The organism is Microcystis sp. M53602_WE12 (assembly GCF_030065455.1).
In the GTDB taxonomy this organism is placed as follows: Bacteria; Cyanobacteriota; Cyanobacteriia; order Cyanobacteriales; family Microcystaceae; genus Microcystis; species Microcystis aeruginosa.
In genome coordinates, this window is record NZ_JASJFB010000253.1 from 18,357 (window position 1) to 32,634 (window position 14,278).

The 14,278-nt window shown below is 43.7% G+C and carries 18 protein-coding genes; 8 read left to right on the forward strand and 10 right to left on the reverse strand.

Translation table 11 applies throughout. The features are described from left to right. Entirely contained in the window at positions 1-2,946 is a 2,946-nt protein-coding gene (gene gcvP, locus PX482_RS09300) for an aminomethyl-transferring glycine dehydrogenase (RefSeq protein WP_288122354.1), read from the forward strand. Here gcvP and PX482_RS09305 read toward each other — a convergent pair. The 3 genes from PX482_RS09305 to lpxA all read right to left on the reverse strand — a co-directional run bounded on the left by PX482_RS09305 (position 2,845) and on the right by lpxA (position 5,368). Beyond that, positions 2,845-3,129, reverse strand: coding sequence for a hypothetical protein (locus PX482_RS09305; RefSeq protein WP_071825101.1), 285 nt, complete (start codon positions 3,127-3,129; stop codon positions 2,845-2,847). The genes gcvP and PX482_RS09305 overlap by 102 nt on opposite strands. Next, positions 3,123-4,325 carry a lipid-A-disaccharide synthase gene (lpxB, locus tag PX482_RS09310; protein ID WP_002761665.1) on the reverse strand — a complete coding sequence of 401 codons (1,203 nt, stop codon included), beginning with the start codon at positions 4,323-4,325 and terminating at the stop codon, positions 3,123-3,125. Before lpxB ends, PX482_RS09305 begins: the two co-directional genes overlap by 7 nt. 206 nt (positions 4,326-4,531) lie before the next feature. Then, positions 4,532-5,368: an acyl-ACP--UDP-N-acetylglucosamine O-acyltransferase gene (gene lpxA, locus PX482_RS09315; protein WP_002761667.1), complete on the reverse strand. Its 837-nt coding sequence runs from the start codon at positions 5,366-5,368 to the stop codon at positions 4,532-4,534. Between the two features lie 150 nt (positions 5,369-5,518). On the opposite strand from lpxA, the gene PX482_RS09320 reads away from it, so the two are divergent. Further along, positions 5,519-6,838, forward strand: a complete 1,320-nt coding sequence (locus tag PX482_RS09320; RefSeq protein ID WP_288122355.1) for a four-carbon acid sugar kinase family protein — start codon at positions 5,519-5,521, stop codon at positions 6,836-6,838. Positions 6,839-7,155: 317 nt separating this feature from the next. Beyond that, on the forward strand, positions 7,156-7,887 hold the full coding sequence (locus tag PX482_RS09325; protein ID WP_288096309.1) for a hypothetical protein: 732 nt from the start codon (positions 7,156-7,158) through the stop codon (positions 7,885-7,887). A 136-nt stretch (positions 7,888-8,023) separates the two neighbouring features. On the opposite strand, the gene PX482_RS09330 is transcribed toward PX482_RS09325, so the two are convergent. From PX482_RS09330 to PX482_RS09360, 7 genes are all read right to left on the reverse strand, one after another. Further along, positions 8,024-8,251, reverse strand: coding sequence for a type II toxin-antitoxin system YhaV family toxin (locus tag PX482_RS09330; RefSeq protein WP_288096307.1), 228 nt, complete (start codon positions 8,249-8,251; stop codon positions 8,024-8,026). Positions 8,252-8,337: 86 nt separating this feature from the next. After that, the gene (locus PX482_RS09335; protein ID WP_288122357.1) at positions 8,338-8,652 is read right to left on the reverse strand and encodes a HigA family addiction module antitoxin; all 315 of its coding nucleotides are present in this window, start codon (positions 8,650-8,652) and stop codon (positions 8,338-8,340) included. A 16-nt stretch (positions 8,653-8,668) separates the two neighbouring features. Beyond that, a complete protein-coding gene (locus PX482_RS09340) occupies positions 8,669-8,950 on the reverse strand; it encodes a type II toxin-antitoxin system RelE/ParE family toxin (protein ID WP_002761671.1) in 282 nt (93 codons plus the stop codon). A 146-nt stretch (positions 8,951-9,096) separates the two neighbouring features. Continuing rightward, entirely contained in the window at positions 9,097-9,540 is a 444-nt protein-coding gene (locus PX482_RS09345; RefSeq protein ID WP_002761672.1) for a type II toxin-antitoxin system YhaV family toxin, read from the reverse strand. Further along, entirely contained in the window at positions 9,530-9,850 is a 321-nt protein-coding gene (locus tag PX482_RS09350) for a hypothetical protein (protein ID WP_002761673.1), read from the reverse strand. Before PX482_RS09350 ends, PX482_RS09345 begins: the two co-directional genes overlap by 11 nt. 81 nt (positions 9,851-9,931) lie before the next feature. Continuing rightward, complete coding sequence (locus tag PX482_RS09355; RefSeq protein WP_043999314.1) at positions 9,932-10,177, reverse strand: hypothetical protein; 246 nt, start codon at positions 10,175-10,177, stop codon at positions 9,932-9,934. 102 nt (positions 10,178-10,279) lie between these two features. Then, positions 10,280-10,852, reverse strand: a complete 573-nt coding sequence (locus PX482_RS09360) for a hypothetical protein (protein WP_002761674.1) — start codon at positions 10,850-10,852, stop codon at positions 10,280-10,282. Between the two features lie 177 nt (positions 10,853-11,029). Here PX482_RS09360 and PX482_RS09365 point away from each other — a divergent pair, with 177 nt between their 5' ends. From PX482_RS09365 to PX482_RS09385, 5 genes are all read left to right on the forward strand, one after another. Further along, a complete protein-coding gene (locus PX482_RS09365; RefSeq protein ID WP_002761675.1) occupies positions 11,030-11,401 on the forward strand; it encodes a hypothetical protein in 372 nt (123 codons plus the stop codon). Positions 11,402-11,413: 12 nt separating this feature from the next. Continuing rightward, a complete protein-coding gene (gene minC, locus PX482_RS09370; RefSeq protein ID WP_002761676.1) occupies positions 11,414-12,241 on the forward strand; it encodes a septum site-determining protein MinC in 828 nt (275 codons plus the stop codon). A 243-nt stretch (positions 12,242-12,484) separates the two neighbouring features. Next, positions 12,485-13,285 (forward strand): septum site-determining protein MinD, encoded by an 801-nt coding sequence (gene minD / locus PX482_RS09375; RefSeq protein WP_002764793.1) that lies wholly within the window; start codon positions 12,485-12,487, stop codon positions 13,283-13,285. A gap of 29 nt (positions 13,286-13,314) precedes the next feature. Beyond that, positions 13,315-13,602 carry a cell division topological specificity factor MinE gene (gene minE / locus PX482_RS09380; protein ID WP_002761678.1) on the forward strand — a complete coding sequence of 96 codons (288 nt, stop codon included), beginning with the start codon at positions 13,315-13,317 and terminating at the stop codon, positions 13,600-13,602. After that, positions 13,599-13,787 carry a hypothetical protein gene (locus tag PX482_RS09385; RefSeq protein ID WP_002761679.1) on the forward strand — a complete coding sequence of 63 codons (189 nt, stop codon included), beginning with the start codon at positions 13,599-13,601 and terminating at the stop codon, positions 13,785-13,787. Before minE ends, PX482_RS09385 begins: the two co-directional genes overlap by 4 nt. Positions 13,788-14,278: the final 491 nt, after the last annotated feature.

The following is a 14,278-nucleotide window of genomic DNA, read 5'->3' on the forward strand; positions in this document are numbered from 1 at the left end:
ATGCTAAATAGGTCAATTACGGCCGAGAAAACCGAGGAATTCGCTCCTGCTGACCTGCAAGACCTGCTAGACTGCACCGATAGCTTTGTTAACCGTCACATTGGACCGACGGAGACGGAAATCGAGAAAATGCTGGCGGTTTTGGGTGTTGCTACCGTGGAGGAATTAATCGCTAAAACTGTCCCGTCAGGAATTCGTTTACAAAAAAGCCTTAATCTACCACCTGCCTTGAGTGAATACGCCGCTCTTGCCCAATTAAAAGCTATTGCCTCCAAAAATCAGGTATTTCGCTCCTTTATTGGCATGGGCTACCATGACTGTATCACCCCGCCGGTAATTCTCCGCAACATCTTAGAAAATCCGGGTTGGTACACCGCCTATACTCCCTATCAAGCGGAAATCGCCCAAGGACGCTTAGAAGCTCTCTTAAACTTCCAAACTCTCATCACTAGCTTAACCGGTCTGGAAATTGCTAACGCTTCTCTCCTCGATGAAGGAACAGCAGCTGCGGAAGCGATGAGTATGAGTTATGGACTGTGTAAAACTAAAGCCAATGCTTTCTTTATCTCTAGTAGTTGCCATCCCCAAACGATCGAAGTTGTTAAAACCAGAGCGATTCCTTTAGGTATTGACATTATTATCGATGATCATCGTCTCTTTGACTTTCAAACGCCGATTTTTGGCGCATTATTACAATATCCAGCCACCGATGGCGTAATTTATGATTATCGGGAATTTATCGCCAAAGCGCAGGAAAATGGGGCTTTAGTCACCGTTGCCGCCGATATTCTCAGTTTAGCTCTGTTGACTCCCCCCGGCGAATTGGGGGCTGATATTGCCGTGGGTAGCAGTCAACGCTTTGGGGTTCCCTTGGGTTATGGGGGTCCCCATGCCGCCTATTTTGCCACCAAAGATGTCTATAAACGCAGTATTCCGGGGCGCATTGTCGGGGTATCGAAGGATAGTCAGGGTAAACCCGCACTGCGTTTAGCTTTGCAAACCCGCGAACAACATATCCGCCGGGATAAAGCCACCAGTAATATTTGTACCGCACAGGTGTTACTAGCGGTGATTGCTTCCATGTACGCGGTGTATCACGGACCGGAAGGAATCAAGAAAATCGCCCAAAGAGTGCAGAAATTAACCGCTTTATTGGCAAATGGTTTAAAAAAGTTGGGTTATCAAGTGGGGAAAGAACCGTACTTCGATACGCTCAAAGTTACGGTATCCACGGGAGTTAAGGATATCTTCGCCAAGGCAAAAACCCATAAGATTAATCTGCGTTATTTTGATGAGAATAATCTAGGAATTAGTGTCGATGAAACCACCAGTCTCAGGGATGTGTGGGATTTATGGCAAATTTTTGCCCCCACCGAGGAATTACCCTTTACCGCGGCGGAATTAGTCGAGAAAATTAGTCTAGAATTACCCGCTAATTTAACCCGTACCAGTGCCTATCTTACCGAACCGGTGTTCAATCGTTACCACTCGGAAACGGAATTACTCAGATATCTGCACCGTCTGGAAACAAAGGATTTAGCCTTAAATACTTCCATGATTCCCCTCGGTTCCTGTACGATGAAACTCAATGCCGTAGCGGAGATGATTCCGGTAACTTGGGCAGAATTCGGCAAATTACACCCTTTTGCTCCGATTGACCAAGCAGAAGGCTATCAACTGCTCTTTCAACAGTTAGAGACTTGGTTAGGGGAAATTACCGGGTTTGATGGCATTTCCCTACAACCGAACGCCGGTTCTCAGGGAGAATATGCTGGTTTACAGGTGATCCGAGCCTACCATGAAAGTCGCGGTCAAGGTCATCGTCAGATTTGCTTAATTCCTGAGTCCGCTCACGGGACTAATCCTGCCAGCGCTGTTATGTGTGGTATGAAAGTAGTGGCGGTTAATTGCGATTCTCGGGGCAATATTGATATTGATGACCTGAAAACTAAGGCCCAGAAGCATCAGGATAATCTAGCGGCTTTGATGGTAACGTATCCTTCCACTCACGGCGTTTTTGAAGAGGGAATTAGCGAAATTTGCGCCTTGATTCATCAATACGGTGGTCAAGTCTATATGGATGGCGCGAATATGAATGCTCAGGTGGGTTTATGTCGTCCGGCGGATTTTGGCGCTGATGTGTGTCACTTGAATCTCCATAAAACTTTCTGTATTCCCCACGGTGGTGGCGGCCCCGGTATGGGACCAATCGGAGTAAAATCCCATTTAGTGCCTTTTCTGCCCGATGTTTCCCTAGTTTTGGCGAAATTATCCCCAGAAACCGCTAACGGTAAGCATCAGGACTCAATTGGCGCAATTTCGGCCGCGCCTTGGGGTAGTGCCAGCATTTTGGTGATTTCTTGGATGTATATCGCTATGATGGGGGCAGCCGGCTTGAAAAAAGCGACAGAAGTGGCAATTTTGAACGCTAATTATCTGGCTTTTCATCTGGAGTCGGCCTATCCAGTGTTATTTAAGGGTAGCGCGGGAACGGTTGCCCACGAGTGCGTTATTGATTTACGTCCCCTGAAAAAACAGGCCGGCATCGAGGTGGAAGATGTGGCAAAACGTTTGATGGATTTCGGTTTCCACGCGCCGACGGTTTCTTGGCCCGTGGCGGGTACAATGATGGTGGAACCCACGGAAAGCGAATCTTTGGGGGAATTAGACCGTTTTTGTGAAGCTTTGTTAACTATCTATCAAGAAGTACAAGCGATCGCTAATGGGAGCATGGATCCCCACGATAATCCTTTGAAAAATGCCCCCCACACAGCCGCAGTTTTAACTGCCGATGATTGGAGTCGTCCCTATTCCCGTCAACAGGCAGCTTACCCGCTTTCTTGGCTAAAAGATTATAAATTCTGGCCGGTAGTGGGACGGGTTGATAATGCTTACGGGGACAGAAATCTGGTTTGTTCCTGTGAGGGTATGGACGCTTATAAGTAGGGTTTGCGGCAAAGAGTTTTTCCTGGGGCAGGGTGTGGGGTGTGGGGTGTAGGGTGTAGGGTGTGGGGTGTGGGGAGAATAAAGCTGCCTCCTGACTCCTATCTCCAGCAATCCTATCTCCTGATTCCTGACTCCTATCTCCTGTCTCCTGACTCCTGACGACCGGCTCCTGACTCCTAACAAAGGCCTATTTTAAACACCTCTTGTGCCACTCGCTCGCAACTGCCTACTGTTCCTAAACCGGCTTTAGTTTCTGCGTATTCATCTAACATTTTTTGGCGACGTTGCTGATTTAATAATAAATCTAGACATTCCTGCATAATTCTCTCTGGGTTAGCTTCCTCTTGTAATAATTCGGGAACAATTTCTCGCATTAAAACTAAATTTACCGGTGAGACAAATGGTACAGAAAACTTCATAATATTGCGGGCAATCCAAGCAGTAACTGCACTTAAACGGTAAACCACCACCTGCGGCACGTTTAACAAAGCAATTTCGAGATTAACTGTACCAGACTTAGCCACAGCCAGATCGGCAGCGGCAATCGCTTCTAAAGTCTGATCTCGTTCCATAATCACCGCATTTAATCCATATTCCTTCACTAATTCTCGCATTTTTGGTTCGTATAAAGCTAAGGGAACGGGAATTAAAAACTTAATATCGGGAATTTTTTCCTGTAATTTTTTAGCAGCAGCGCACACCGTCGGCACGAGATATTTAAACTCCTGTTGACGGGAAGCAGGTAACAAAGCGATCACCGTTTCTTCGGGTTTTATTGCCCATTTTTGCCGCATTTCTTGCCGATTGGGAGCATTGGCCATACGATCAACTAAAGGATGTCCCACCCAAGTTACTGGTAAACCTTTTGTTTCAAAAAAACGAGCTTCGGCGGGAAAAATTGCCAATAATTTATCCGTGACGGCGATTAATTTTTCCGTATTAAATAACTTTTCTGCTGTGGCCCTGAGTTTAGCTGAGGGGATATTTTCTTCTGACCAAATCCACACCTGTGGGGCAATATAATAAATTATTGGCACCTGGGGAATAATTTTTTTAGCCGATTGACCGATCGCCACATTTGCCCCCACATAATCAATTAAAATAATCAGATCAGGGGGATGATCTCTAAAAAACTCTTTTGCTCGTTTTTGTAGTTGTAAAGTTGGCCAAATAAAGGGGATAGATTCAATTAATCCCATGGCAGCCAGTCGAGTGGTTTTACCCAACATTTTTGCTCCGGCTAACTCCATGCGATCGCCACCTAGTGCAAAAATTTCTAACTCAATTTCTTGGGTTTTAGCTAGTTTAAAAAGGGATTCAATCAGCATGGCTGCCTGTAAATCACCCGATACCTCACCCGTACTAATAAATATACGCATTTGGATAATTATTTGATAATAAAAGAATTCAGGAGACAGGATTCAGGAGTCAGGAGTCAGGAGATAGGAGATAGGAGATAGGAGATTATTTTTATTTATTCTTCCCACTTCCCCACTTCCCCATCACCCCACACCCCACACCCCACACCCTACACCCCACACCCTACACCCCACACCCTACACCCTACAGACTGTTCCTCAATAAATTATTTCCCCGGAATTAAACCGCGACGTTTTTCTCCGGTGGTAGAGGATTGTAAAAATTGACAGAGATGTTGAACATGGGGGTTATCGGTTAAGAGAGAAACTTGTTCTAAAGCCTCCTGAAGATTTATATTAGAACGATAGATAATCCGAAAAGCTTTTTTCAGTAAAGCTAGATCTTCATCGGTAAAACCGGCCCTTTGTAAACCGACTAAATTAAGAGTTCGCACGCGACAGGGATTGCCTTCCACTAAAGTAAAAGGGGGAACATCGCGATCAATACGACTCATTCCTCCTAACATGGCCATTTTGCCAATATGAACAAATTGATGTACTCCTAAAACCCCCCCGATAACTGCTTTTGATTCGATCTGGACATGACCAGCCAAGGCGACACTATTAGCGATAATAATGTTATCTTGCAAAATACAATTATGGGCAACGTGAACATAGGCCATTAATAAATTATTACTGCCAATTTGGGTAACTTCTCCCGTATCCGTGGCGCGATTAATCGTGACAAACTCGCGAATTTGGTTATGATCACCAATTTCTACGCTACTTTCGCCCCCTTTATACTTTAAATCCTGTGGTTCATTACCAATAACAGCCCCAGAAAAAATATGATTACCCTTGCCAATTTTAGTCGGACCTTCAATGACCACATGGGCATCAATAATTGTATCAGCTTCAATTTCCACATTGGCCCCGATCACAGCATAGGGACCAACTTTAACCTTGGGATCAAGTTTTGCCGACGGATGGATAACCGCAGTGGGGTGGATTAACGTATTCAAAGGGAAGTCTCCCGCGCTCAACTTCGTCACTGTATGAATCATGGTATAGCTTATCCTATATTGGACAGATTGTGATCAAGATTGATAGCGGTTGCTTGCGGAGGGGACGACTTTAATGGGGAACCAGAACCCGATAAACTATTAACCAGATTCTCTTGGTTCCTTCGTCCCTCCCATCCTGATAAAAAATATATGAGCAATAATAGACCTAAAATTATAGTCTTAGATGACGACCCGACAGGTTCCCAAACAGTCCATAGTTGTCTGTTATTGATGCGGTGGGATGAAGATACTCTCCGCTTAGGATTGGCAGATAATGCGCCAATTTTCTTTGTTTTGACCAATACTCGCGCTTTAACCCCCGAAAAAGCCGAGTCTGTCACGCGAGAAGTCTGTCATAACCTGAAAACTGCCTTAACTAAAGAGGGAATCGAGGATTTTTTGGTGGTTAGTCGTTCCGATTCTACCCTGCGCGGGCATTATCCGATCGAAACTGATGTTATTGCCGAAGAATTGGGCGGTTTTGATGCACATTTCCTGATTCCAGCCTTTTTTGAGGGAGGTAGAATCACCCGTGATAGTATTCACTATTTAATCATCGATGGCGTTCCCACTCCCGTCCACGAGACGGAATTCGCTCGCGATTCGGTTTTTGCCTACCATTACAGTTATCTGCCGGATTATGTGGAGGAGAAAACCCAAGGTAGAATTCAAGCAGATGACGTGGAGAGATTTTTACTGACAGATATCCGTCAAGGTAGTTTAGAAAGACTGCAAAAGCTCAAAAATAATCAATGTGGGGTGGTAGATGGGGAAACTCAAGCGGATCTCGATCGCTTTGCTGAAGATATTTTAACCGCCGCAGGGGAAGGAAAAAAATTTTTATTCCGTAGTGCCGCCAGTATTCTAACTTCTTTGGCTAATTTAGGAACTCAACCGATCGCACCGGAATCTATGGGTAAGTATAAGCCCACGGGGGAAGCCGGGGCAATTATCGTCGGTTCCCACGTCAAAAAAACTACCCAACAATTAGATGAACTGCTTCAACAACCCAACACCGTCGGAGTTGAAATCGATGTGACGGCATTGCGCGATCGTCCTGACCAACGAGAGCAACTCCTAGCACAAGTTCTGGAAAAAGTCAAGCTTATTCACAAAAATAAACAAACCCCCGTGATCTATACCAGTCGGCAAGAGTTAACCTTTGCTTCTGTGCAGAAACGTCTTGATTTTGGGGTTGCCGTCTCCACCCTGTTAATGGACATTGTTAAGGGTTTACCCAGTGATATCAGTTTTTTAATCAGTAAAGGCGGAATTACTTCCAATGATGTCTTAAGTACGGGTTTAAGCCTGCAATCGGCCCGTTTACTCGGTCAGATTCTCCCCGGTGTCTCCATGGTTCGCACAGCAGCCGATCATCATCTCTTTCCTAATTTACCTGTGGTTCTTTTCCCGGGTAACGTCGGTGATGTCCAAGCTTTGGCCACAGTTTATCAACGTTTGTGTCAATAGGAGGCAATCAGTAATCAGTGAGCAGTGAGCAGATGTGAGTTTTCAGGTTCTTCGTTCCGCTGCGCTAATTATGCCCAAATTGAGGTGATTAAACCGCACAGTGCGGTATTAGGTATGATTAAGGGGGTGTTAGACCGATGGAGGTGGGATAGTAAGATAGAGGAGGGTGCTAGACCGCAGAGAGCGGTATAATTAATAGTTATGCGGCTTCAGTTATTGGTTGCAGAAGTAATTGGTAGGCTATCTGTTGGTGTCCACAGTTAACTTAACTGTAGTTATCGACTCCACGGTTCTTCAAGCATTTATGAGAAAAAAATATGAGAAAAAAAAATGCAATTTTCAGTTTTTTGCTTGGCACTGTACTTATAGCTTTTATGGTAATTTTCGGAAACCTCTATCTTAATCTTATTCATCTAGATTTTCCTAGAGACACGTCTGGGACGTCTACGGCTCCGCCTCCGACTATGCCTGCGACCTCCCTGGGCGTTGTGGAAGAGATAGTGAGTAATCTTGAATGGGGAAACATTGCGTTTGATACACCCAAGAAAATGAAGTTTGAAGAACCTAAAACTATCGAGTTACTTCTATCACCAACCAAATCTGTCCAAGAGCTTCAATCTTCTTTGAAGTCTCGTGAACAAACTGAGTCAGCACGGATACAAATATCAAATCGAATGGAAGCAGACCTTTCGGGACTAGGTTTTAAGATTGAGGCATTAGTTCCACAGGAACAGGCTGTTTATAGAGGTAAAACAACGCAGTGGAAATGGGAAGTCACCCCGACGAAAGATGGGGATCAGAATCTGTATCTTACGCTGTCAGCCATTATCAATGTATCGAATCAAAAAGTGCCACTTGTGATACGAACATTTGATAAGACAATTGAAGTAGAGGTTTCTGTAGGTCAGCGTATCTCAACTTTTGTTGCGGGTAATTGGCAGTGGTTATGGGCAAGTATTCTTGTACCACTATCTCCTTTTCTCTGGAAGTGGTATCAAAAAAAGCGGGGCAAAAAGCAGCCGCCTAACAACCCTGGTGCAGCGGATTGACTCAAGCCGCCTAGGTGAGATGCTAAAGATCTCGGCAACTGCTGAACGTGGACGTTAGACCTCAATCTTTCTCTGGAGGAGCAGTTGAAAGTGTATCTGTGGGTTACGATCGCTTTTTCAACCACCTTATCACTAGCTAATCTTCTTGGCTATCAAGGATTAAAGCGTCAAGAGAATTGGGAAAATCACCTCGCTCAACCATTTTTGTGAAAACTTTGTAACAATCATTTTTATCCCCTTGTTTGCGAGGATAGCCTAGCCATAAAACAAAAATAGCTTTATACTCCTTGGTTTGTATAGTGCGATCGCCGCTCTTGTAGGGTGCGTTAACGAAGTGTAACGCACCTAATCTATGGTTATTCAATAATTGATGTAATGGTGGATTACGCTGCGCTAATCCACCCTACGGGGGGTTAAAATTATTATTCTTCCCCTATTTTTTCGGTTATGCTACAGTGCTTGTGAAGCAGCATAGACTTTTACTTCCTTCTCTAAACGTTCTCTGAGCCTATCTTTTTCTACTTCAATATCATACCTTGTTTGAAGATTCATCCAGAACCTTTCAGACATACCAAAATAACGAGAAAGCTTTAAGGCAATATCGGCAGTAATTCCTCGCTTTTCCTCGATAATTTCCTTGATTTGCTCTATTGGTACATTAAGATCTTCTGCCAAACGTTCTTGGCTAATTTCCATCGGTTTGAGAAATTCTTCTAACAGAATCTCACCAGGATGAATGGGGGCTAATAATTTTTTCTCAGTCATGATTATTGAGTAACAATTAATGATAATCGACTATTTCTACATTGTAGGCGTTGCCATTTTTCCAAATAAAACAGATCCGCCACTGATCGTTAATTCGGATACTATGCTGATTTTTTCTATCTCCTGAGAGTTTTTCCAACCGATTAGATGGAGGAATGCATAAATCCTGTAAAGTTTCGGCCGCGTCTAAAACTTCTAGCTTTCTCCGAGCATTTCGTTGAATATCTTGAGGTAATTTTCGTGAAAATTTACGTTTGAATACTTGCTCTGTCTCCTTAGATGCAAAACTCTTAATCATCAATAATTAGGAAAATGCACTACTATCATATCATCTTAGTGCGATCGTCGATCTCATGCTAACGTTAGATCGCAATCTTTCTGTGGAGGCGCAGTTGAAAGTGTATCTGTGGGTTACGATCGCTTTTTCAACCACCTTATCACTAGCTAATCTTCTTGGCTATCAAGGATTAAAGCGTCAAGAGAATTGGGAAAATCACCTCGCTCAACCATTTTTGTGAAGGCTTTATAACAATCATTTTTATCCCCTTGTTTGCGAGGACAGCCTAGCCATAAAACAAAAATTGCTTTATACTCCTCGGTTTGTATAGCCCGAAAGAATAAGCGATAACGGTCAGGTAGTCCCATCTTTTTGACTCTTCCGTAATGCTTGAGCGCCCCAGTCAGAGCAAAATGGGAAGCAAAAGGGTCGAGAGGGATTTTTTCTTTAATGGCGACCATAATCGCCCTGTAGAGTTTGACTGTAGAATGAGTACGGTATGCTTCTGTTGGCAAGGTGTTTTTTAGTTTACGAACCTCAACTTGTAAATCGCGGCGTTGTTGCCCAAAAAGTCTTTTAATAAAGTAGATTCGCCAACCGTTAACTATCAAGTTCTACTCCTGTCATCAACTCTTCATCGACCGCTGCCATCGCTTCCGTATAAGCTTCTAACTCAGCATCAGCATTTAATAGGGCTTGCTTGGTCAGAAAATCTAAGAATAAACTCAGCATCAGTTCATCTTCCTCCTGTTCTAGAGATTGAGGCTGTAAGCGGACTAATAAGGTATCAGGGTTGATAACTTCAACAGCACCTTTAGCTTCCTTAAACTGGGGATTATCCTTAAAAAAACTGGCACTCAAACGGAAACCTGAAGCATTGCCTATTCTAGCCCAGGTTAGATTGTATTTTTTGTTACTCATGATTTTAGGCAAGGTTTACTACATATCATGTTATTACATAATTTAATAACATACAAGGTTGCCCAGCTTCTCAACCGCGTTTTAGCTCAACTTCCCCCATACATATATACTATAGGGGAGCGCGCCGAGAAAGCCATCGAGTAAAACTAGCGGATTTCGATTTAACACCGCGTAATGAAAAAAGTTCCGATTTTTGCCGTGGTGTACCGCAGCGTGAAACTTGCCGAAAACGTGTTCCGGAACATGGTAGAGAAACGTAGAAATTAAATCACCGAGTAGCAAGAGCGCTAGGGTGATCAGGATGGCTTTTAGTATAAGTAGTATCAAAATTTTCCCCTTAATTTTTCCGCTCGATCGTGTTTTGCAATTTACTATAAAAGAGAAAGTTAAATTTTTCTTTATGATTAAGTTAATTTTTAAAATCACGCCTTATGTGAGTTGCCCAAAGGGTTGAACAAGAGTCTGCTCAAAGGTGAGAACATCAATACCAAAACGCTGACGCAACAGTATCCGCAGGGTATGACTTGCCATTTTAGCGGCAACATGGACACAAAGTCCCTCAACTTTCTTTCTGAGCAATCGCTCCAAGTTGCGTCCTGTATTCTGCACCTCATTGAAAACCCCCTCAATCCGTTCTCGAAAATGTTGAAGAAGTCGCTCAAAGACGGGAGAAGTTTGTTGATGTTGATTGACTCTCTTAGCTGCAGAGACTCGATTACCTGTGGTTCTTGATATCTCAGTCTGCCAATCAGTACCAATAAACCCCTTGTCGGCTAGGATATTGTTGCCTTGAATGAACTGCAATACGGATTCTGCTGCGGGAGCGTTCGTCAGTATGAGCAGGGACGAGGGAATGAACCAAAAGGTCAACATTTCACTATCACTGAAACTAGGCTCAGGTCCAGGCAGCATGGGAGTCAAGCGATATCCCTGTTCTTGATACCAGTCATCCACCAGGACATAAATAATAGTCAAGAGGGTGGGAGCATCTATCCTATTCATGGGAGGCCTCATGCTTTGGAGTGATTACCTTTATCGTGATGCCTCCCTTTGATTTTACAAACCTCTCTATCTCACATCAGCCGTAATTCCTAATTCATAATTCCTAATTCCCACTGCTGCCGGCTGCTCAAGGTTCATAATTAAAGAAACATCTATACTGATAGCCAGTTAATTTTTATGAAAACTGTTGCCGATACGGACTTGCAAAGGCTAGAAGACTTAATTATCAACGGACAAAAAGCGATCGAGACTCGTTTCACGGCGATCGAAACTCGTTTCACGGCGATCGAGAATAGTATCGTCGAAATTAAAGCTGATATTGGCGAAATTAAAGCTAATATTAAGGAAATCAAGCAAGATGTTAAATCCTTAGAGATAGGACAGGCAAAATTAACCGAAAGAGTCGAAGGGATGGATAATCGCCTCAAAATAGTCGAGGGCAGTCAAAAAAATCAAATTTGGGCATTAATAACCATTTTAGGGGGTTCACTGATTACCGCTTCCGTCGGTTTGCTGATCGCTATTTTGCGCTTTGTCTTGTTTAAGTAAAAAATTATCTTTATGGATGAAACTAAAACCGAAATAAATCAAGAAATCGACCTAGAAACCGAAAAAATTGAGCCATCAGCCTCGGTCATGGAAAGATACGCCCAAATTCACTTAAAAAGTGAGGGCGAGAAATTGGTGCTAATTTTACCCAAAACCGGCGCCGGGGAGACAAGTCAGGATTGGACAGATATCTTGACAGGATTGAAATATTATCTCCGTAATAGCGGTCAAAACTGCCCGGCTAGAACACCTGTACACCTACGGGCGAGCGATCGCCTGATGGATACGCGGCAACTACAAGCGATCGCCACAATTTTAGACAGCGCCGAATTACCCCTACATACCATCCAAACCCAAAGAAGACAAACCGCAGTGGCAGCGGCAACTATGGGTTACAACGTCGAACAAATGCGATCAAATCCCACGGTTTTCGGGGACGAGCAACCGCTGCCATCCCTCCTCGCCGAACCTTTGTACTTAAAAACTACCCTGCGATCGGGTGTAGAAATCCGTCACCCGGGTACAGTTATAGTCATGGGCGATATCAACCCCGGCGGCTCGATCGTCGCTGATGGCGATATATTAGTTTGGGGGAGTTTACGCGGTGTGGCCCATGCTGGATTCCGCGGCGATCGAGCAGCGGTAATTATGGCCCTGCGAATCGACTTAACTCAACTGAGGATCGCGGAATTAGTGGCACGGACCCCGGCTTTAAATAGCGATCGCATGGAACCAGAAATTGCCTGTATCAGCGAAGGAGGAATCCGCATCATTGGGGCTTATAATTTTTCCAGAACCTACACCTTTAAAGATCAAGTGGGATGGGTCGAAAAAAAGTGATCAGTCACCAGTAAACAGTGATCAGTGACCAGTGATCAGTGACCAGTGATCAGTAAACAGTGATCAGTAAACAGTGATTCAGTGACTGGTAAAAATAGCGATTAACTGCGTTGAAACGAAAAACTCTATAAAACTGATAACTGATAACTGATAACTGATAACTGATAACTGATAGCTGATAACTGATAACTGATAACTGATAGCTGATAACTGATAACTGATAACTGATAACTGATATAAATTATGGCTCGTGTAATTGTGGTGACATCGGGAAAGGGAGGAGTCGGTAAAACGACGGTAACGGCGAACTTAGGTTCAGCTTTATCTCAATTAGGCTGTCGAGTCGCCCTTGTCGATGCCGATTTCGGACTAAGAAATCTCGATTTATTGTTAGGATTAGAACAGCGTATCGTTTATACTGCCCTCGATGTGGTGGCGGGAGATTGTAGCCTTGATAAAGCTTTAGTTAAGGATAAAAGACAGGAAAATCTGGTTCTATTACCGGCGGCACAAAACCGCACCAAAGAGGCAATTACTGCCGATCAAATGAAGGATTTAGTCGCCCAATTGTCAAAAAGTTACGACTATGTATTGATTGATTGCCCAGCAGGAATTGAAATGGGTTTTCGCAATGCGATCGCCGCCGCCCAGGAAGCGATCATAGTTACTACCCCAGAAATGTCGGCGGTGAGAGATGCCGATCGCGTGGTGGGATTACTAGAAAGCGAGGATATTAAGAGTATCCGTCTGATTGTCAACCGGCTGCGGCCAGAAATGATCCAACTTAACCAGATGATCAGCGTCGAGGACATTCTCGACTTATTGGTAATTCCCCTGTTGGGGATTATTCCCGACGATCAAAGAATTATTATTTCCACTAATAAAGGGGAACCATTAGTATTAGAGGAGAAGACCTCTCTCCCCTCCATGGCCTTTAGAAATATTGCCCAGCGTTTACAGGGTCGCGATGTGCCGTTTCTAGATTTAATGGCCGGTCAAGAAGGTTTTCTTACTCGTCTGCGTCGTCGCTTGTTTGGGCCTTAAACTCTCTCATCTCAACCCCTTAACCTACTATGAATGACCTGATCGATAAACTTCTAGCATGGCGCGGTTCGGGCAAAAGTGGCGACCAAGCTAAAAAACGCTTAAAACTTATTCTGGCCCATGATCGCGCCGATCTTAGTCCCGAAATTCTCAATATGATGCGTCAAGAAATCTTAGAAGTGGTCAGTCGTTATCTTGATATCGACACCGAGGAAACCGAGTTGATCCTAGAAAGTGACCAACGGACTACAGCCCTGATTGCTAATTTTCCGATTCGTCGCATCAAACGCCGTCCTTTAACCGAGAAATTGCCATGAAAACTCAACCGATCGAGCTTTGGCTTAGTCTAGCAGTTAGTCCCTTTCTTTTATCCTACTTAGGACTACGTTCTATTAATAATTGGTTGATAGAAGTCGGGAAAGACAGCGAGGAAATCTTTCGGGGCGATCGCTTGCCCCTTCTCAATATTCCCGATCAGTTACCGGTCAACAGTGACCAATAATCCAAGAAAAAAATCCTTTTGCCCCCTGAAAAGAGGCAACAATAGTGAAATTTTTGTTAAAAATCGGAAAAAATGTGATTATTTGGCATATAATCTCATTTTTGACCAACCCTAAAGAACTAAGCTAAGACGCATCTTAACCGCCTATCCTTAGATTAGCTGAATTTCCCCCAATCCCTTTACTATTGCCTCTTGCCTCTTGCCTCGTCTCAACAAGCAATTTAAATGCTTGACAGCTTAATCCCGATCTATCAGTGATCAGTTATTGGTTTGATAGAGTTTTTCATTTCAAGGCAGTTAATCCCTATTTTCACTGATTACTGATTACTGATTACTGATTACTGTTTACTGTTTACTGATTACTGATTACTGAAATTATGATCGTCCTTGTCCCCTCATCCGAAACCGAACAGGATATTTTCAGCACTTCCAACCTGTTTCTGCAGCAAAGACTGAAATTAATCGAAGATTTATGGAAAGAAGTCTTAGTC

Excerpts from the sequence above, each read along its gene's own strand:
- gcvP (WP_288122354.1), top strand. The coding sequence starts at position 1 with ATGCTAAATAGGTCAATTACGGCCGAGAAAACCGAGGAATTCGCTCCT.
- lpxB (WP_002761665.1), bottom strand. The coding sequence starts at position 4,325 with ATGCGTATATTTATTAGTACGGGTGAGGTATCGGGTGATTTACAGGCA.
- lpxA (WP_002761667.1), bottom strand. The coding sequence starts at position 5,368 with ATGATTCATACAGTGACGAAGTTGAGCGCGGGAGACTTCCCTTTGAAT.
- PX482_RS09320 (WP_288122355.1), top strand. The coding sequence starts at position 5,519 with ATGAGCAATAATAGACCTAAAATTATAGTCTTAGATGACGACCCGACA.
- PX482_RS09325 (WP_288096309.1), top strand. The coding sequence starts at position 7,156 with ATGAGAAAAAAAAATGCAATTTTCAGTTTTTTGCTTGGCACTGTACTT.
- PX482_RS09335 (WP_288122357.1), bottom strand. The coding sequence starts at position 8,652 with ATGACTGAGAAAAAATTATTAGCCCCCATTCATCCTGGTGAGATTCTG.
- PX482_RS09340 (WP_002761671.1), bottom strand. The coding sequence starts at position 8,950 with ATGATTAAGAGTTTTGCATCTAAGGAGACAGAGCAAGTATTCAAACGT.
- PX482_RS09350 (WP_002761673.1), bottom strand. The coding sequence starts at position 9,850 with ATGAGTAACAAAAAATACAATCTAACCTGGGCTAGAATAGGCAATGCT.
- PX482_RS09360 (WP_002761674.1), bottom strand. The coding sequence starts at position 10,852 with ATGAATAGGATAGATGCTCCCACCCTCTTGACTATTATTTATGTCCTG.
- PX482_RS09365 (WP_002761675.1), top strand. The coding sequence starts at position 11,030 with ATGAAAACTGTTGCCGATACGGACTTGCAAAGGCTAGAAGACTTAATT.
- minC (WP_002761676.1), top strand. The coding sequence starts at position 11,414 with ATGGATGAAACTAAAACCGAAATAAATCAAGAAATCGACCTAGAAACC.
- minD (WP_002764793.1), top strand. The coding sequence starts at position 12,485 with ATGGCTCGTGTAATTGTGGTGACATCGGGAAAGGGAGGAGTCGGTAAA.
- minE (WP_002761678.1), top strand. The coding sequence starts at position 13,315 with ATGAATGACCTGATCGATAAACTTCTAGCATGGCGCGGTTCGGGCAAA.
- PX482_RS09385 (WP_002761679.1), top strand. The coding sequence starts at position 13,599 with ATGAAAACTCAACCGATCGAGCTTTGGCTTAGTCTAGCAGTTAGTCCC.